The organism is Nitrospirota bacterium (genome assembly GCA_040757335.1).
In the GTDB taxonomy this organism is placed as follows: Bacteria; Nitrospirota; Nitrospiria; order 2-01-FULL-66-17; family 2-01-FULL-66-17; genus JBFLXB01.
Map to the genome: position 1 here is coordinate 124927 of JBFLXB010000003.1, position 17482 is coordinate 142408.

Genomic DNA, 17482 nt, shown 5'->3' on the forward strand with positions numbered 1-17482 from the left:
CAATCGTCGCATGGTTTTTTTACTTCCAGACCATCGACTGGTTGTTCATGAAGATTCAGGGGCTGGATTACTTTACCTTTCTGAAGATTTAGTCTGACGCCAAGAACCTCCGGAGTCGACTCACCATCCGAGCGGTCGGCAAAACGAAGGAGAATCCTATGAAGCTGATGAGAGCGATGGGGAATGGAAAGAGGGTATGGTCCCTCTTGATGCTGGGGGCAATGGCGTTCACGCTGCTCCTTCCTCTGGCGCTCGTTGTTGTCCCGACCACCGCGCTGGCCGACGAGGCTGCTACGACGGCCGCGGCGACCGAGGGGTGTGAAAAGAAAGGCAAAGACGTCTATTTCAAGATTGAGGGCTGTGTTTCCGGTCCTCCGGCGCCGCAGACGACCGCGACCGACTACCCATCGTATAACCTGCCGTACCCCTTGAGTGAAAACCGAGTGATCGTCTGGACCGTCGCGCAGCAGCACCTCTATTTCGGGAGCTTCGTGTTGGCGGTGCCGATCTTCTGCATGATCATCGAGCTGGTCGGGATCATGTCCAAAGACCGGGCGATCGGCAAGCGATACGACGACCTGGCTCATGACTTCGTCCGCATCAGCTTGACTGCCTACTCGGTGACCGCCATCCTCGGCGGTCTGTTGCTCTTCACGTTCATCTCGCTGTACCCGGTATTCTTCAGTTACCTGACGTCGCTCTTCAAGCCGTTCATGCACATCTACGCGCTCCTCTTCCTGGCGGAGAGCGGGACACTCTACATCTACTACTACGGTTGGGACCGGATGAACGACGGCGGGTTTCTCAAGTGGATCCACGCCACGCTGGGCGTCCTTCTCAACGTCTTTGGCAGCGTCTTGATGATGTTGGCCAACTCCTGGGCCAGTTTCATGATGTCCCCGGCCGGCGTCGATGAGAAGGGCCAGTTCCTGGGGAATCTGACGCACGTGCTCCACAACGCGCTGTGGAATCCGTTGAACGTGCACCGCATCATCGGCAACATGGTGTTCGGGGGCGGGATCGTGGCGGCGTACGCGGCCTACAAATTCCTCTCGTCCAAAACCGACAACGAGAAGGCATATTATGACTGGATGGGATACGTGGCGATGTTCCTGGCCATCGCGTCCCTGATCCCGCTTCCGTTCGCGGGCTACTGGCTGATGCGCGAGGTCTACGCCTACCGCCAGCAGATGGGCATCACGCTGATGGGCGGGTTGCTCGCCTGGTTGTTCATCATTCAGGCCGTGCTCATCGGCGCCCTGTTCTTCACCACCAACTACTACCTGTTCAACGGCATGGGGCGGATGCGGGGTTCCGAACCCTACCGGAAATACATCAAATACATCCTGTTCCTCACCACCGCGGCGTTCCTCGTGTGGCTGACGCCCCACACGCTGGTGATGCGCGCCGCCGAGCTCAAAGCCATCGGCGGCCAGCAGCATCCCGTGATCGGGAACTTCGGGGTGATGTCGGCGAAGAACGGTGCCGTGAACACGATGTTGATGACCACGATCATTTCGTTCATCTTGTACCAGCGGTGCAACAAGATCATCACGGTCTCGTGGGCCGCCTGGGGCAACGCCGTGATGATCGGGATGTTCGCGGTGGCGATGGTGAACAACTGGTGGCTGGCGATCATCGGCTACTACATCCCGGCGAACGTTCGCGTCGGCCTCTCCGTACCCCAGGTGATGGGGACCCTGACGTGTCTCTTCGTCGGTCTCGCCCTCAACAGCGCCATGATGAGGGGCGCCAAGCTCACCGGTCCGGTCGAGTGGGGCAAGATCTCCGTGCGCTCCCAGTACGGGCTCTTTGCGCTGGCGGTGTCCTTTACGTGGTTGATGGCGCTGATGGGGTATATCCGATCTTCGGTGCGATTGTTCTGGCACGCGATGGAGGTGTTCAGGGACAACTCCCCCTGGGCCTTCACCCACACGATCGGATTTGCGGCGAACGTCATGTCTTTCAACGTGTTGATCTTTTGGGTCTTCACATTGTTCGTGTTCTGGCTTGGGGAATTCTCTACGCACAAACAACTGCCTTCGATGGTCGACGAGCGCAAACCCGTTGGCCTCGGGCAGCCGGTGATCGCCGGAGGGTCGAAGTAACGTCGATTAAGTAATTCGCGGAGCGGCCCCTCCGTCCTGGAGGGGCCGCCAATCCCAGACTAGGAGAGGATGCGGTGATTCCAGGAAAGCTCGGCCTCATTGTGGGTATTGTCGCAGGCGTCTGGTTTATCAAGTGGGCATCGAGTGGACTGGGTCCGCTCGGCCTGGCGTTCGGCCTGTTGCTCAGCGCGGTCTTTCTGATGTGGCTGGGCTACATGCTCCCCAAGGCTCGGATGCTGCTGGTCTCAATCGGGTTCTTCACGTTGATGAGCGGATCCTTTGCCAGCTATTCGAACTGGCTACCACAGAGCCGCGGTGAGGTGCCGCCGGTGGAGCCAGCCGGCGCCGCCAAGAAAGCCGAGGACATGACGACCCAGGAACTCGCGGACAAAGGCGAGATGATCATCTTCGGCGAGATGGGCACGCTCCACGGCCAGGGGAAAGGGCAGTGTCCGCTGTGTCACGGGTTCAAGAAGGGTGACGTGAGCGAGCGCGCGCCGAACCTGGCCGGCATCCCGTCACGTGCCGCGGAGCGGATCAAAGATCCCCGGTATCTCAAACCCGATTCCGTGCAGACCGAAGCGTTTTCAGGGAGCGGGCGGGCGACGTCGGCCATTGAGTACATCGCCGAGTCCCATTCCTGCCCGAACTGCTTCATCGTGGCTGGGTTCGGAGTAAAGGGCAGCAACGACCGCGAAAGCCCGATGCCCCAGGTCCACAAGCCGCCGATCCAGCTCTCCATCGATGAACTGATCGCGGTCGATACCTGGTTGTTCACTCGCGAGGGCGAAGAGGCCCCGGCGGTTGCGGATCTCCGTGCGGCCTACGAAAAGTTTATCCCGGCCGCTGACCGGCCCGAACCGGCTCAAGAAGCCGCGGCGCCTGCGGGTGGCGCTCCCGCCATCGCGATCGCGATGGGAACCGATAAGCCGGAAGATATGCTGACTAAGATGGGGTGCGGAGCCTGTCACACGATTCCCACCACCCCCAACAAGTTTGGCGCCATCGGCCCTGTCCTGGTCGAAAAGACCAATGCGAGTAAGCGCATCGCATCTCCGGAGTATCAGGCTCGCGTGAAGGCCGGCAAGGCTCACGCGAAGACTCCAAAAGAGTATGTTATCGAGTCGATCATGAATCCGAGCGCCTTCGTGATTCCAGCATTCAAGAACCCGGGCGCTCCGGATGTGTCGATGATGCCTGCTGATTTCTCCAAGAAGTTTACTTACGAAGCGGTCGAAAAGCTGGCGGATTTTCTGTTGTCGATCGACGAGTCGGCCGCGGCAAAGGACGGGATCAAAGTCGACAAGGATGGGAAGAAACTGCCTGGGTAGTTGTCGACTTGCGCGGTTGGCTGAGTGTCACACGAACGGGTGCAGTGGCTAGTGTCACTTCCGTACTAGGGGAGGAGGGGTCCGGTGGGTAAGATTTGGATTCCAGGAGCCATGCCGGTTGAGCTCTTGCTGATTCTGGCGGCAGTGTTCTTCGCCTTCGTGGCCGGTGGGTGGGTGCTGAAGAAGCAAGGTCGGCCGATTCCGAAGTTCTGGCAAGCGATTCTAATCTGGATCGCCGCCTACGTCGTTCTCCGCTACGTCTTGTATCCACCGATTCCTTCGGCCCTCCTCAAGACCTACATGGGGCTGATCACCCTGGTGCTCTTCCTGTTGGTGTCGTCCGACGAGGAGTCTTGGACCGAATTCAAGGATCCCATCCTCAAGGTGCTGAGGGGAGCGACGCCAGGATTTCGGAGCATTCGTACCATCACGTTCGTGGCGCTTCCCGCGCTCATCGCGTTTGGAACCTACGACACGATCGTGCCGAAATTCGAGGAGCCGATCGAGCTGCGAACCGTGCACCCTGCGCCTCCGGCTTCGGTCAAGGTTGCCGGAAAGACCTTCACGCTGCAGACCGCTGAGAATCCGTTCCGCGTGGATGAAGAGGGTAAGTACTCGCGCGATATTCAGCAGCAGCACGTCAATGACAATCCCTGGGATCCCAACGCCGTCAAGTACATGAAATACGTTCGGGAAGGCGGCGCGATCTTTTTCCAGAATTGCCACTTCTGCCACGGAGATAACCTCGACGGACGCGGTATGTTCGCGTTCGCGTTCAACCCGATTCCGGCCAACTTCACGGACGCTGGCACGATTGCTCAGTTGCAGGAAACCTTCGTGTTCTGGCGCGTGGCCAAGGGCGGGATGGGGCTTCCACGCGAAGGCTTCCCGTGGGCGTCCGTGATGCCGCCGTGGGAGCAGCACCTGACCACCGACGAGATGTGGAAGGTGATCATGTTCGAGTACTGGCACACGGGCTTCTATCCAAGAACGTGGGATTGATCGAGCGTAAGTCGCGCCAACTCATCCAGGAAAAATCGGGAGTCTGACGATGAAGGGGATACTGAAGGGTTCGAGCAAGCGGGGACTGGTGATCGGGCTCACTCTGTTTGCTCTAATCGGGGCGGTGCTTGTGTCCACAGTCGTGATCACGACCGCGCAAGAAGAGAAAGCCGCGGCTCCAGCGACAGCGGCCATTCCTCCAAAGGCGACGCCTGAAGATTTGGAAGCCGGGAAAGCAGTCTATTTCAGAAAATGTGTCTGGTGCCACGGCCCTGAAGGTGCGGGAGATGGTCCCGGCGCGGACCGCTTGTGGCCACGACCCCGGAACTTCAATCAGGGGACCTTCAAGATCCGCCATACGGCGAGCGGAGAACTTCCCTTGCTCGACGATCTGTTCCAGACCGTGACCCATGGCCTTCCGGGTTCGGCCATGCCCGCGTGGGACGGCATCTTGAGCGAAAAGCAGCGGCGGCAGGTCGTGGAGTTCGTCCGCACCGAGTTGGTGAAGGATCGCGACTTTACCGACGCTGAGACCGAGACCTATACACCGATCAATTTCGGGAAACAAGTCCCCAGCTCGGAAGAAAGCATCGCGCGCGGCAAAGAAGTGTTCATGAACAAGGGGAAGTGTGTGGAGTGCCACGGCCCCGAAGCCCGAGGCGACGGGAATGCGACTCAGAAGGACGAGTGGGACTTCCCGATCCGGCCCGCGGATCTCCACAAGTGCTGGAACTTCAGAGGCAATCGTGGCGATCCGTATAATCCGGCGAATATCTTCCGGGAGGTTTCGACCGGACTCAACGGCACGCCCATGCCGTCGTTCGCAGATGTGCTCAGTGAGGAACAGCGGTGGGACGTCGCGAACTTTGTGATTTCGCTGTGCCCCAAGAAGCAGATCGACCCGCTGACCATGAAGCCGAATAACGATTTCGTGGTGCGATCCAAGTTCGCGGAGGGTGACCTTCCGACGGATCCGGACGATCCCAAGTGGCAGGAAATGGCACCGAACTACGTGGGACTGGGCGGACAGATCACCCACAAGCCGAGAAATTTCGTTCGCCTGGTCGACGATGCCTGGGTTCGTTCGTTGTACAACGACAAGGAAATCGCGTACCTGATCGAGTGGGATGATCGAAACAAGAGCGTCGCCACGCCCGAAGCACTGGCCATGGCCGCGACGTTTGAAGAAACCCCGCCGGAGGGCAAGCCCATTGCCGAGCGCGAGTACCCCGTGTTCAATGACGCCGCTGCGATTCAGTTTCCGACCAAGTGGGAAACGCTCAACGCGCCGGAGAAACCGCGCTTCATGTTCGGCGACGCAAAGAACGGCGTGGATATCTGGAAGTGGTCGGCCGATGGGTCGGTGAAAATGCTCAACGGCAGTGGGTGGGATCAGGAACTCGTTCCGCACGGGAGCGGTGAGGTCACGACGCCGTACGTCCAGCACAAGGACGGACAATGGAGAGTCATTTTCAAGCGGCCGCTGGTGACCGATGACAAGGAGAAAGCCGTCCAGTTCACCACCGGCCAGTACATTCCAACGCTCTTCTTCGTCTGGGACGGGCACAACGGTGATACCGGCCGGAAAACTTCGCTCTCGAGCTGGTATTACACGATCTTGATGCCGCCGATCCCGACCAAGGCGTACGTCTATCCGTTGTTCGCCGCGGCGTTCGTGATCGGGCTGCAATTCTGGGTCACGTCCAAGGTCAAGAACGGCAAGAAGAAGTAACGAACTGGGTGTGCAGTCGGAGCATTGGAGGCCCTGCGCGACGCGCAGGGCCTCTTTTTGTCTGGGCCGCGTTAAAATCCCCCTTGGCAAACGGGGGGCAGGGGGGATGTAGTTCCACATGGGCGAAAAATCCGAAATTCTGTTTCTGCTGTTCAGCCAACTTTCAGTCGGAGGGATCGTGCTGCTGGCGGCGATCGCCAAGCGGCAGCTCGGCCTCAGTTTCTTTCGCCTGAATGGGATGATCTTCTTCCTGCTGTTCGGCGTGGCTGTTCCGGGCATTCCCACGAGCGAGACCACGAGCCTCTGGTCGCAGGCGGTGATCATCCTGACGCTTGCCTATTCGGTCGCGCTGTTCGTGTATGTGGTGACGTTCTGGATCAAGAAGGAGACCCATCCCGTGTTCTGGCTCTATGCCGCCGCCGGGCTCGGCATTGCCCTGGTGGCCGCAAGCGGCTGGTTCTATGCCGCGCGCTCTGGTGGCGGGCTGGCGGCCGAGTTGATCCCGGTGAGTTTTCTCTTCTCCGCGCTGATTTTAGGATCGTCGCTGCTGGGGATGTTGTTGGGACACCGCTATCTGACCAATCCCCATTTGCCGATGAGCCATCTCAACTTCGTGGCCTGGGTGTTTCTGATCGCGGTGTTGCTGCAGGGTGGGTTGACGGTCGCGGCGTTTTGGTTTGGCCTGAGTCCGGACGCGGCGTTCGCCGCCCTGCGCCTGGAGAGCGTGCTCGGTCTCTTCCTCTGGATCCGCCTGGCCATCGGCATTGCCGGGCCGCTGGTGCTGGCCGTGATGATTCTCAACACCATCCGGTATCAAGCCAACATGTCCGCCACGGGTCTCATGTATATCGCGGTGATTATGGTGATGGCGGGCGAGGCGTTTTCGCGGTATCTGCTGGTCGCCGAATCCATCCTGTTATAATTCAGCGCCCGTCCATGAAGGGTCATCTGCGGCGTTGCCGCTGCGCATCCGCTCCTCGCGTACGCACTTAGTACGCTCCGGTGCGGTGCTCGCGGCGCCTTGCATCTGACGCCTTCCTGAACAGGCGCGCGCCCTGCGCAAATGCCAAAACAATCATACCAAGGGACTGTCACCGACATCGAGACCCTGACACCGACCGTCAAGGTCTTCCGCTTGGCGTTCGAGCCGGCGACGAATTTTTCGTTCATCGCTGGGCAATACGTGATGGTGGACGTCTTGAAGGACGGGGCGGTTATTCACAAGCCGTACTCGATTGCCTCCCCTCCGCATCAGAAAGACATCGATCTGTGCATTAAGTACGTGGAGGGGGGGTACGTCTCGACGTATTTCCATACCAAGGTTCGGGTGGGCGATGTGCTCACCGTGCACGAGGCGCTCGGGTTTTTTGTGGACCGTGGCGGGCCGCACGAGCGCGTGTACGTGGGAACCGGTACCGGGATCGCGCCGATCCGCAGCATGATCCTCGATCTATACCATGCTGGATTCGAGGGGCCGATGTCCGTGTATTTCGGGGTCCGGTACGAGGACGAACTTCTCTACGAGCCGGATTGGCGGAGGCTGGAAGCTGAACACCCCGCGTTTCGGTTCATTCCGGTGGTCAGTCGTCCCAAAACCTGGACCGGCCGCACTGGGTGGGTGCAGGACGCTTTGCGGGACACGTTGCGCGATCCTGCGTCCAAAGAGGTCTATGTCTGTGGGCTGGTGCCGATGGTCAAGGCCGTCAAGCCGTTGCTCATGGAATTGGGCGTGCCGCGGCAGCAAATTCACACCGAAAAATACATCTAAACCGTACGTCCATGGGATGGCGCACCACGGTGTGGTGCGCTGCGCGTTGACTCGTTCGTCGCAGTTGTGTTACAACCAGCCTGTTTTTACGCGCTGATTTTCCGCCGTTCGACCGGGGTTTCGTCATGTCAGGCCACTCAAAGTGGGCCACCACCAAGCATAAAAAAGCCGCGGCCGACGCCAAACGCGGGAAGATCTTCACCAAGCTCATCAAGGAATTGACGGTGGCCGCCCGCATCGGCGGCGGCGATCCGGACGGCAATCCACGCCTCCGCATGGCGATCCTGAAGTCCAAAGAAAACAACATGCCGGCGGACAACATCAAGCGCGCCATCATGAAGGGCACCGGTGAGCTCCCGGGCGTGACCTACGAAGAGTTCGTGTACGAAGGCTACGGTCCCGGGGGCACCGCTCTGTTGGTCGACATCATGACCGACAACAAGAACCGCACCGTGTCCGAGATCCGCCACGTCTTCTCCAAACACGGCGGCAACATGGGGGAGGCGGGGTCCGTGGGGTGGATGTTCCAGAAGCGCGGCTATATCGTGGTTGAGAAGGCCAAGGCGGACGAGGACACCCTGATGACCCTGGCCTTGGACGCGGGCGCCGAAGACATGAAAACGGACGACCCCGAGCAGTACGAGGTCCTCACCGCGCCCTCCGAGTTCGAGCGCGTCAAGAAGGCGATCGAAGCCAAAGGGATCCCGATCGCGCTGGCCGAGATCAGCCAGATCCCGCAGACCTACGTGAAGCTGGAGGGCAGGGACGCGGAGCAGATGCTCAAGTTGATGGAAGCCCTCGAGGATCACGACGACGTGCAGAAAGTGCACGCGAATTTCGACATTGATCAGGCCGTGATGGAGAAGGTGCTGGGGTAAAGGGCCGATCCCAAAAAAGGCCAAGCATCTCGCAGCCTCGGGTCTGAAGTCGACCCTGCGTTGCGTCAAGCAAGCTCGGAGGGGAGGGAGCCACCCATGCGGATTCTTGGAATCGACCCCGGCCTGAACGCCACCGGGTACGGCGTGGTGGAGCTGGACGGCTCCGAGGTGCGTCACGTCGCGTCCGGCACCATCAATATCCCCTCGGCGCGCCCGTTGCCCACCCGTCTGAACCTGCTGTTCGAATCCCTGCGAGAAGTGTTCGACCAATACCGCCCCGACGAGGTCGCGGTGGAGAACACGTTTCTCGCCAAAAACGTGGCCGTGGCGCTCAAACTGGGACAAGCCAAGGGGATCGCCCTGTTGGTGGCTGAGCAGGCCAAGCTCCCGGTGCTGGAATACACGCCCACGGAGATCAAGACCGCGGTCACCGGATACGGCGCGGCCGCAAAGGAGCAGGTGCAATATATGGTCGGCCGGCTGCTCCGGCTGGACGTGGAGGCCACCACGCACCACGCCACCGACGCGTTGGCCACGGCCATTTGCCACCTCCACACCGCCTTGCCCCGGCACGCCACGATGTCGGTCGCGTCGTCGCGGCGTATCGCCCACGCATGATCGCCGCGCTCGCGGGGACGTTGGTCGCCAAGTCTCCGCAGTCCGTGATTCTCGATGTTCAGGGCGTGGGCTACGAAGTCTTCACTTCGCTGCAAACCTACTATCGACTGCCTGAGCTGAAACAGGCCGTGCGCTTGCACACATACACGCACGTGCGCGAAGACGCCCTGTCCCTGTACGGTTTTCTCTCCTCTGAGGAAAAGTCGGCGTTCCTGCTGTTGATCTCGGTGTCGGGCGTGGGGCCTCGATTAGGGCTTGCGGTGCTCTCGGGACTGACGGTCGCAGAACTGGCGTCCGCGATCCGAACCGGCGACGCCAAACGCCTCTCCTCCGTGCCTGGTATCGGCCAAAAAACCGCGGCGCGTCTGATCCTGGAACTCCAGTCCAAAATCACCGCGATCGCGCCCGAGACCACGGACAACGGGGCGAGCCCGGCCGCGTCATCGACCATGGACGACGCGCTCTCAGCGTTGGTGAACCTGGGGTATCAGGGCGCAGCGGCCAAGGAAACCCTCAAACTCATCGAGCGCAGCCGGCCCGGTGAAGAACTCACCGTCGAGGATCTTCTGCGCGAGGCGCTGCGCCGCCTGTCCAAGTGACGATCGATCGCGACAACAGCCGCACCAACTCGCCGCTCGCCGCCGGCATGGTGGATGACGAGCGAGGCTACGAGAACAGTCTGCGGCCGCTGGCCTTGGACGAATACGTGGGCCAGGAGAAGATCAAAGCCAACCTGCGCGTGTACATCGAAGCCGCGCGCCAGCGCGGCGACGTGCTGGATCACTCGATCTTCTACGGCCCGCCGGGCTTGGGCAAAACCACGCTCGCGCACATCATCGCCAAGGAACTGGGCGTGCAGATCAAAGCCACGTCCGGTCCCGCGCTCGAACACGCGGGCGACCTGGCCGCGATCTTGACCAACCTAGGCCCGCGCGACGTGTTTTTCATCGATGAAATCCATCGCCTGCATCCCGCAGTGGAAGAAGTCCTCTACCCCGCGATGGAGGACTTTCAACTCGACATCGTCATCGGTCAAGGCCCGGCCGCGCGTAGCATCAAACTCGATCTGCCGCCGTTCACCCTGGTGGGCGCCACCACGCGCGCGGGTCTGTTGACGTCGCCGCTGCGTGATCGCTTCGGCGTGATCTGCCGTCTGGAGTACTACTCTCCCGGCGAGTTGGAGCAGATCATCATGCGCTCCTCGCGCCTGCTCAAGGTCCCCATCGTGCCGGAAGGCGCCTCTGAAATCGCGCGCCGCGCGCGCGGCACTCCGCGTATCGCCAACCGTCTGCTGCGTCGCGTGCGCGACTTCGCCCAGGTCAAGGGCGACGGCGTGATCACCGCGGAGGCCGCGCACGGCGCACTGTCCATGATGGAGATCGACGAACACGGCTTCGACGTCATGGACCGCCGCCTGCTCGCCGCCATCATCGACAAATTCGGGGGCGGCCCGGTCGGCGTGGACACCCTGGCTTCCGCCATCGGCGAAGAACGAGAAACCATCGAAGACGTCTACGAACCCTTCCTCTTGCAAGGCGGCTTCCTCGACCGCACCCCCCGCGGCCGCCTCGCCACCCCCCTCGCGTACCAGCATTTAAACAGACAACAGCCGAGCAATACTGAGCAGAAACCGTTGTGGTAGTGGGAAGGCAAGGTCGCCAAACCTTGCACTCGAACGAACCGCCGCGTTCTGGCCCGTGTGGGAAATGTTGGGGTCGGGGTACTAAAACCCGACAGTTGAGCCGCGGCTGCGTGGAGTGCCCTAAGCGGTTACTCGGCTGAATAGGACTCAGGTATGTCGGATAGTTAGGGGGACGTTCTTTACTAATTAAGTAATGTGGTAGTGACTCATTTCGAATCGCTACAGTGACGTCGTTGCACAGAGATGACCTTCCGAGGTTTCCACCTGTTCTGGGTTGCTTCACTCTTGACCCCGATTCTCACAAGGAGGCCCAGCACATGGATCCATTGAGCGGAGAAGTCGTCGTGGTCGATATCAAGATGCGCTTCGGGTCGATGGTAGTGTTCATGGTGAAATGGGCCATCGCGTCCATCCCGGCGCTGCTGATCCTGGCGGTCATTGGTGTGATGGCGGTGGCGTTCTTGGCGGCGATGGTCGGACCGTTGAGGTAATACGCCCCACGTATTGACTCGTGCCCGCCAACTCCGTTATACCCGACACCGTTCACCCTCGTAGAGGTGCCGGGTCGTGCCTTCGTCGCCTCCGTCAATAGCGCCCATCAGCATCATGGACGCCATCAATCAGCGGCGATCCGTGCGCGCCTTCTTACCACAGAAACTCGACCGATCAACTATTCGCGCGTTGCTCGCGGCCGCGGTGCGAGCTCCCACGGCGATGCACGGGGAGCCGTGGGCGTTTGCAATCGTGCAGGACGCGAACGTGCTGAAGCGGCTTTCGGATCAGTCCAAAGTGCTGTTTGCCGAGGAAGCACACCGCCTGCACCTCGACCATGGAGGCCATGCGCTCGACATCTTCAGCCGCCCGGATTTCAATATTTTCTATGACGCGAGCACGCTCATCGTGATCTGCGGTCTCCCCATCGGCCCCTTCGTGGCCGCGGACTGCTGGCTGGCCGCGCAGAACCTAATGCTCGCTGCCTCTGCCATGGGGCTCGGCACCTGTGTGATCGGTTCCGCGCTGCTCGCGCTGAACACCTCGGGCGGAAAAGCCGATGCCGGGATCCCGAGCGAGTTTTCCGCGTTTGCCTCGATCATCGTCGGTGTGCCGAGCGGTGAGACGCCCCTCACGACCCGCAAGGAGCCGCAGATTCTCGCCCGGAAGTGACGATGAACATTCACGGGGCCCTCTCCATGCCGGAGCGGTTCATTGTGTAGTATGAAAAGGTTCGGAGTATGTTGTTGCGACGTCGGAAATGGCGGTCGTGGTCGTCTTCACGAAAACGGGATCTAAACCGGAGGTACCTCCATGAACACGCGTAATGTTCGAGCAGGGATGATCGTCGGGTTGGTCGTGGGATTTCTGGGGGTATTGGTCTGCGCGTCGACCGCGTTGGCCGATGCCGCGGAGCACGTGGGCGAGGCGATAGAACACGCCAATGAGGCGGTCAAACACGGCAAACAAGGCCATACGGATCTATTGGTTGACCATGCCGACGGTGCGCTGCGGTACGCCAAAGAAGCGCAAAAGCTCAAGCAAGACGAGCACCTCGACGAGGCAATCGACGAGCTGGAAGCCGCGGTTTTCCAGGGCAAAGACGGGCGCACAGATATGGGTGTGCAACACGCGGAAAAAGCGTTGGAGCATCTGTCCGCGGTGAAGTAGGCTAAGGGGTGACGGACGTCGCGTTGAATCCGTCGGGTCAGTCGGTGGCCTCAGAGGGGAAAAAGTCGTGCAGGACAGCGGGTCGCCACGTGGATTTGGTGACCCGCCAAGTGCCGCGTTTATCAACGAGCGTCAGGTCGAACCGATAAAGGTCGGCGCGCAGCGCGGGCAAGTCGGAGACCGTGGGAATCGGCCGAGCCGCCATGGCGGTAAAGACCGTGGCTGTGGCTTGAGCCCGCGGGTCGATGTCGATGCGGTCGATCCGGGTCAACAGGTGGATCGACTCGTGTCGCCGAAACTGAACGAACAGGAGGGCCAGGATCGCGCGTTTGTCCTGGCCCGCGTCGTCGCGATACGCGTCGGACAGCAACGCTTTCAGCCCACCCAAGTCTTTGCCTTCCGCCAGAGCCTCCGCGCGCCCGATGGTTGCGCGGACCTGTGCCTCCGGCGAATCCCCTTCGGATCGGCAAGCCGAGGCACTCAGGCCCACGGCCCCCAGCCACGCCATCGCGAGCACACAACGCGCCAATTTCTTCCCTGCGCCGCGAAATTCAACCCTGGTTACTGACAACCAGTGTAGCTCACCCGGCACAATATGGCCGCTTTCTTTCCGCCCTGCGGTGCCGTATCATGTGGCGAGCGTGGACATGACGTTCGCTACGGCAGCCAAGATATCCGGCGTGTGCCTTCTCGCCCTGGCGGCCGAGGTGTTGGCCGCCTACTTCCTCTTTTCCAACTTTGCGTATGACTTGGCCCGAACCGGGGAGTACACCCTTGAGGAGGCCTACACCCAGGGGCCCGTGGGGCCGGTGGCGAAGGTATTTTACGTCCTGTTCGCTGCCACGGCCGCCGGAGCGCTCCTCGCCCCGGTGATCGCGGCGGTGACGTTCCCGTTCACCCGCCGCCGGCCGCGCGGCCCACGTGGGAGCGAGTCATCGAGCGTGATGCCGCCGGCTCGCCCGCATAATCCATACTGACCCAAGGCGGCTCCGACTCTTGATTCCGCGGTCCCTTCACCCTTATAGTGGGGCGCTTCAGTAATGGCGACCAGCGTCATGCGCCGTTTCGGTCTGCGATACCAGCTCACCGGGTGGTTCCTGCTCATCGGCGTGCTGCCGGCCGCAGCCGTGAGCGCCTACGCGTATTCGGTCACGCGCACCGGACTGTTCCGCGAGGCGGCGGTACTGATGCGGGCGGATGCGGATGCGGCGATCGACCACCTGGATGAGGCGTTTGGCGTGGCTCGTGATCAACTCGTGCTGGCGGCGCGTCAGGTTGCTCAGCGGGTGCTCGAAGCCAGGGCGAGGCAGCCGCCGAGACCACGATCCAAAACCCCGCCTCGCGTGAATTTCGACCCGGCGGTGAGCGTACTGACGTCGTGGGGCCAGCGGGCTCCGGTCCAGTTTGAAACGTGGACCGTGGTCGACGCGCTGGCGGAGCCTCGGTTAGCGTTCGTCGACGGCCAACCAGGAGCTTTTGGCGCCTTCTCCGACAACGACCGCCAGCTGGCCGCCGCGGCTCAAGCCACGCCGGAGGGCGAGGTCGTATTCGGTGGGGTGGTGACCTCGGCCCAAACCGCTCGGCGCGTCTTGCCGTTCGCTGCGCCGATTATGGGCTCCGACGGCGCCCTGCTCGGGTCGCTGCACGGTGAGATTCCCGCGGACTGGTTCCAGCGCGCTCTGGAAGTTCGGGCGACGCGAGGCGGATCGCTGTGGGTGTTCGATCACGCGGGCCAACTGGTGCTCACCACGGACAGCGGACCGGACGCGGATGCCACGGCGCCGACCCTGTTCGCGGCTGGACGCGGCGACGGCGACAGGCCCGTGCAGGTCAAGATCGGTTCTGATGCGGTCGCGGTGGTCTTGTCGCCGCTGGCCGTGACCGGGTCGCGAGAGCCATGGACCGTGGCGGTGTCGGTGCCCGAACGCACGATCGCGGGCCAGGCGCACCCGTGGCGGTATGCGGCGGTGGTCGCGGTGCTGACGGGGGCGGTCGGCCTCGTTGCCTTGCTGGTCAGCGCCGGCATCACGCGTCCCATCAAGTCCTTGGAGGAGGGGACCCGCCGGATCGCGCAGGGGGATCTCGATTTCGACCTGCAGGTTCGCGGGCGCAACGAGCTGGAACGGCTCGCCGGGTCGTTTCTCGAAATGGCTTACGCGCTCAAGCGCGCGCAAGAGCGGCTGACCAAAGCCGAGCGGATGGCCGCGATCGGGGAGGTGAGCCTGGCGATCGAGCGCGAGGTGCACCAGGCGCTGACAACGGTCATAGGGGCCGCTGAGCGGCTTCTGGCGCAGCCGGACTTGCCGGAGTCGGTTCGAGAGCAGGCGACGCCGATCTATGAAGCAGCGGTCCGGATGCGCGACGTGCTGCAAAAGCCGGAACACGTACACGATCAGGCCCAGGAAACGGCTCGAGGTCCACGGATGAGCGATGTGCTGGGCTCGCGAGGGTCGGGGCTTGGGGCGGGGGGGGCGGCGTGAGCCAGGTGGCCGACGTGGTGCGCGATGATTTGGCCGCCACGTTTGCGGACAGCCTCGAACGCGAGCGACAGCTGGGACGAACGTACCGGCAGGAGATGCAGGCCGCGTGGAGCGCGCGTGTGCGGCGGTTATGGGAAGAGGGGTGGGCGGCCAAACGCAGGCACGAGGACGCGCTGCTCCGGTTGCTTGGAGCGAGCGGGAACGCGTCGACCGAGGACGCCAACGCGCCGCGGTCCGCTCCGTCGGCGCGAGAAGTCTTGTCATGGCTGTACGAGCAGGAACGATTCCTCGCCCTCCGTTATCGCGAGGGCGCCCGTCTTGCCCCTGATTCCGAGACGCGGCGCGTCCTCGACCAGCTGGCTGACCAGCAGCAGCGCTTGGTCGAGCGCATACGGGAAACGTATCGCGACTACTCCGCCTCGTAAGTGCGGTGTCCGAACGCGTCTTGACAAAATTGTTCCCTTTTCAGTAGATACATCGGCCGATGACGGTATGATCCAAGTCCGCGATCTGACCAAGCGTTACGGCCCGATTACGGCAATCGATCGGGTCGGTTTCGAGGTGGCCTCCGGCGAAATCCTCGGGTTCCTCGGGCCCAACGGCGCGGGAAAGACCACCACCATGCGGATCGTGACCGGGTTTGTGCCGGCCACGAGCGGCTCCGCGGTGGTGGCGGGATTCGACGTCGCCGAGCACCCGCTCGAAGCGAAGTGCCGGATCGGGTACCTGCCGGAACATCCCCCGGTCTACGCCGAGTTGACCGTGTCCGAGTACCTCCGGTTTACCGGCCGCATCAAGGGGGTGCCGCGTCGCGCGTTGTCGGCCGCGCTGGACCGGGTGATTGGGCAGTGCGGACTGGGTGAGGTTCGACGGCGCCTGATCGGCAATCTCTCCAAAGGGTTTCGCCAACGGGTCGGCCTTGCCCAGGCTCTGATTCACGACCCGCCGGTGCTGATTCTCGACGAGCCGACCGTGGGGCTCGATCCGAAGCAGATCATCGAAGTTCGCGAACTGATCCGGAGCCTGGGCGGCGCGCACACCATCGTCCTTTCCACGCACATCCTGCCGGAGGTCACCGCCACCTGCCAGCGGGTCGTCATCATTCACGAGGGCCGCGTGGTGGCTGTTGATACCCATGCGGGGTTGGCCGCACGGCTGCGCAAGTCCGAGAAGATCCGGCTCACGCTGGTGCGCCCGGGGCCCGATACCGAGGAGACGATCAGACGTCTCCCCCACGTGGTGGGCGTGGCGGCGGAGTCGTCTGACGGGTCCGGCGGCCGGAGTTGGCTGGTCGAGGCCGATCTGGGGTACGACGTTCGCGAGGACCTGTCGCGCTGTGCCGTGACGCGGGATTGGGGACTGGTGGAACTTCGCCCGATGGTGATGAGTTTGGAAGACGTGTTCTTGAAGCTGACGGCCGAGGAGGCGACGTGAACGCCCTCCGTCCGATCCTGGCCCTCGCTGGAAAAGAGATCCGTGTCGCTACGGTCTCCCCGGTGTTGTACGTGGTGGGTGGGGTGTTCCTGGCGATTATTGGATTGTTCTTTGAGCGGATCGTGGCCTTCGCGAGCCTGCAGAGCATGCAGATGCTGCGGCTTCAAGGCGCGCTGCCCCAACTCGACCTGACGACGCTCGTCTTTCAGCCCATGTTTCGCAACATCCACGTGATCCTCCTGCTAGTGATTCCCTTGTTGACCATGCGCCTGCTTAGCGAGGAACGCAAGTACAAGACCGCGGAACTGCTGATGACCTCGCCGGTCACCGTGACCCAACTCATCGCCGGCAAGTTCGCGGCGGTCTTCGCGCTATACGCCGGGTTACTGGTGTTGACCCTTTACATGCCCGTGCTGCTCGATGTCTGGGGTGCGGTGGACTGGCCCACGGTGCTGGCCGGTTATCTGGGCTTGTTACTGGTCGGCGCGGTCTACCTCGCGTTGGGCCTGTTGGCCTCGTCGCTGACAGAAAATCAGATCAGCGCCGGCGTCGTCGCTCTGGGGATGATTCTCGGACTGTGGGTCATCGGCTGGGCCGCGTTGACGGCGGACAGCGAGGAACTACGATCCTTGCTCGAATATCTTTCAGTCACCCACCACTTTGAGAACTTCCTCAAGGGCCTTCTCAGCGTCACGGGCGCGGCGTACGCGCTGAGTCTGGCGTCATTCAGCCTCTTTCTGACCCACCGCGTGTTGGATTCTAGTCGGTGGCGCTGACACAACCAGTGGTTCGGTCGATCTGACGACGATGGGCTCGAAACTCGGACC

General features: G+C 61.8%; 19 protein-coding genes. 18 read left to right on the forward strand and 1 reads right to left on the reverse strand.

All coding sequences use genetic code 11. From position 1 onward, the window contains the following. Positions 1–158 precede the first annotated feature (158 nt). The 13 genes from AB1451_03390 to smbP all read left to right on the forward strand — a co-directional run bounded on the left by AB1451_03390 (position 159) and on the right by smbP (position 12741). Complete coding sequence (locus tag AB1451_03390; GenBank protein MEW6681953.1) at positions 159–2108, forward strand: cytochrome ubiquinol oxidase subunit I; 1950 nt, start codon at positions 159–161, stop codon at positions 2106–2108. A 74-nt stretch (positions 2109–2182) separates the two neighbouring features. After that, on the forward strand, positions 2183–3439 hold the full coding sequence (locus AB1451_03395; GenBank protein ID MEW6681954.1) for a nitric oxide reductase: 1257 nt from the start codon (positions 2183–2185) through the stop codon (positions 3437–3439). An 84-nt stretch (positions 3440–3523) separates the two neighbouring features. After that, positions 3524–4441: a cytochrome c gene (locus AB1451_03400; protein ID MEW6681955.1), complete on the forward strand. Its 918-nt coding sequence runs from the start codon at positions 3524–3526 to the stop codon at positions 4439–4441. A gap of 49 nt (positions 4442–4490) precedes the next feature. Beyond that, positions 4491–6173, forward strand: a complete 1683-nt coding sequence (locus AB1451_03405) for a c-type cytochrome (protein MEW6681956.1) — start codon at positions 4491–4493, stop codon at positions 6171–6173. Positions 6174–6291: 118 nt separating this feature from the next. Then, positions 6292–7095: a hypothetical protein gene (locus tag AB1451_03410; protein ID MEW6681957.1), complete on the forward strand. Its 804-nt coding sequence runs from the start codon at positions 6292–6294 to the stop codon at positions 7093–7095. Between the two features lie 141 nt (positions 7096–7236). Next, entirely contained in the window at positions 7237–7941 is a 705-nt protein-coding gene (locus AB1451_03415; GenBank protein MEW6681958.1) for an FAD-binding oxidoreductase, read from the forward strand. A 125-nt stretch (positions 7942–8066) separates the two neighbouring features. Then, a complete protein-coding gene (locus AB1451_03420; protein ID MEW6681959.1) occupies positions 8067–8819 on the forward strand; it encodes a YebC/PmpR family DNA-binding transcriptional regulator in 753 nt (250 codons plus the stop codon). 96 nt (positions 8820–8915) lie between these two features. Next, positions 8916–9437, forward strand: a complete 522-nt coding sequence (gene ruvC, locus AB1451_03425) for a crossover junction endodeoxyribonuclease RuvC (GenBank protein MEW6681960.1) — start codon at positions 8916–8918, stop codon at positions 9435–9437. Next, on the forward strand, positions 9434–10036 hold the full coding sequence (ruvA, locus tag AB1451_03430; protein ID MEW6681961.1) for a Holliday junction branch migration protein RuvA: 603 nt from the start codon (positions 9434–9436) through the stop codon (positions 10034–10036). The genes ruvC and ruvA overlap by 4 nt, the downstream gene beginning before the upstream one ends. Before the next feature lie 47 nt (positions 10037–10083). Further along, on the forward strand, positions 10084–11079 hold the full coding sequence (ruvB, locus tag AB1451_03435; GenBank protein ID MEW6681962.1) for a Holliday junction branch migration DNA helicase RuvB: 996 nt from the start codon (positions 10084–10086) through the stop codon (positions 11077–11079). 317 nt (positions 11080–11396) lie between these two features. Then, positions 11397–11570 (forward strand): hypothetical protein, encoded by a 174-nt coding sequence (locus AB1451_03440; GenBank protein MEW6681963.1) that lies wholly within the window; start codon positions 11397–11399, stop codon positions 11568–11570. Between the two features lie 115 nt (positions 11571–11685). Further along, positions 11686–12243: a nitroreductase family protein gene (locus AB1451_03445; GenBank protein ID MEW6681964.1), complete on the forward strand. Its 558-nt coding sequence runs from the start codon at positions 11686–11688 to the stop codon at positions 12241–12243. Between the two features lie 141 nt (positions 12244–12384). Beyond that, a complete protein-coding gene (gene smbP, locus AB1451_03450) occupies positions 12385–12741 on the forward strand; it encodes a small metal-binding protein SmbP (GenBank protein MEW6681965.1) in 357 nt (118 codons plus the stop codon). A gap of 37 nt (positions 12742–12778) precedes the next feature. Here smbP and AB1451_03455 read toward each other — a convergent pair whose 3' ends face one another. Beyond that, positions 12779–13258, reverse strand: a complete 480-nt coding sequence (locus tag AB1451_03455; protein ID MEW6681966.1) for a hypothetical protein — start codon at positions 13256–13258, stop codon at positions 12779–12781. A 130-nt stretch (positions 13259–13388) separates the two neighbouring features. On the opposite strand from AB1451_03455, the gene AB1451_03460 reads away from it, so the two are divergent. From AB1451_03460 to AB1451_03480, 5 genes are all read left to right on the forward strand, one after another. Further along, positions 13389–13718, forward strand: coding sequence for a hypothetical protein (locus AB1451_03460; GenBank protein MEW6681967.1), 330 nt, complete (start codon positions 13389–13391; stop codon positions 13716–13718). 63 nt (positions 13719–13781) lie between these two features. Then, positions 13782–15221, forward strand: a complete 1440-nt coding sequence (locus AB1451_03465) for a HAMP domain-containing protein (GenBank protein MEW6681968.1) — start codon at positions 13782–13784, stop codon at positions 15219–15221. Further along, positions 15218–15646: a hypothetical protein gene (locus AB1451_03470; protein MEW6681969.1), complete on the forward strand. Its 429-nt coding sequence runs from the start codon at positions 15218–15220 to the stop codon at positions 15644–15646. Before AB1451_03465 ends, AB1451_03470 begins: the two co-directional genes overlap by 4 nt. Before the next feature lie 67 nt (positions 15647–15713). Next, entirely contained in the window at positions 15714–16655 is a 942-nt protein-coding gene (locus AB1451_03475; GenBank protein MEW6681970.1) for an ATP-binding cassette domain-containing protein, read from the forward strand. After that, positions 16652–17431 carry an ABC transporter permease subunit gene (locus AB1451_03480; GenBank protein MEW6681971.1) on the forward strand — a complete coding sequence of 260 codons (780 nt, stop codon included), beginning with the start codon at positions 16652–16654 and terminating at the stop codon, positions 17429–17431. Before AB1451_03475 ends, AB1451_03480 begins: the two co-directional genes overlap by 4 nt. Positions 17432–17482: the final 51 nt, after the last annotated feature.

What these genes read in the sequence shown, in the direction of transcription:
- AB1451_03390 (MEW6681953.1), top strand. Translation starts at nt 159, where the DNA reads ATGAAGCTGATGAGAGCGATGGGGAATGGAAAGAGGGTATGGTCCCTC.
- AB1451_03405 (MEW6681956.1), top strand. Translation starts at nt 4,491, where the DNA reads ATGAAGGGGATACTGAAGGGTTCGAGCAAGCGGGGACTGGTGATCGGG.
- AB1451_03410 (MEW6681957.1), top strand. Translation starts at nt 6,292, where the DNA reads ATGGGCGAAAAATCCGAAATTCTGTTTCTGCTGTTCAGCCAACTTTCA.
- AB1451_03415 (MEW6681958.1), top strand. Translation starts at nt 7,237, where the DNA reads ATGCCAAAACAATCATACCAAGGGACTGTCACCGACATCGAGACCCTG.
- AB1451_03420 (MEW6681959.1), top strand. Translation starts at nt 8,067, where the DNA reads ATGTCAGGCCACTCAAAGTGGGCCACCACCAAGCATAAAAAAGCCGCG.
- ruvC (MEW6681960.1), top strand. Translation starts at nt 8,916, where the DNA reads ATGCGGATTCTTGGAATCGACCCCGGCCTGAACGCCACCGGGTACGGC.
- ruvA (MEW6681961.1), top strand. Translation starts at nt 9,434, where the DNA reads ATGATCGCCGCGCTCGCGGGGACGTTGGTCGCCAAGTCTCCGCAGTCC.
- ruvB (MEW6681962.1), top strand. Translation starts at nt 10,084, where the DNA reads ATGGTGGATGACGAGCGAGGCTACGAGAACAGTCTGCGGCCGCTGGCC.
- AB1451_03440 (MEW6681963.1), top strand. Translation starts at nt 11,397, where the DNA reads ATGGATCCATTGAGCGGAGAAGTCGTCGTGGTCGATATCAAGATGCGC.
- AB1451_03445 (MEW6681964.1), top strand. Translation starts at nt 11,686, where the DNA reads ATGGACGCCATCAATCAGCGGCGATCCGTGCGCGCCTTCTTACCACAG.
- smbP (MEW6681965.1), top strand. Translation starts at nt 12,385, where the DNA reads ATGAACACGCGTAATGTTCGAGCAGGGATGATCGTCGGGTTGGTCGTG.
- AB1451_03460 (MEW6681967.1), top strand. Translation starts at nt 13,389, where the DNA reads ATGACGTTCGCTACGGCAGCCAAGATATCCGGCGTGTGCCTTCTCGCC.
- AB1451_03465 (MEW6681968.1), top strand. Translation starts at nt 13,782, where the DNA reads ATGGCGACCAGCGTCATGCGCCGTTTCGGTCTGCGATACCAGCTCACC.
- AB1451_03475 (MEW6681970.1), top strand. Translation starts at nt 15,714, where the DNA reads ATGATCCAAGTCCGCGATCTGACCAAGCGTTACGGCCCGATTACGGCA.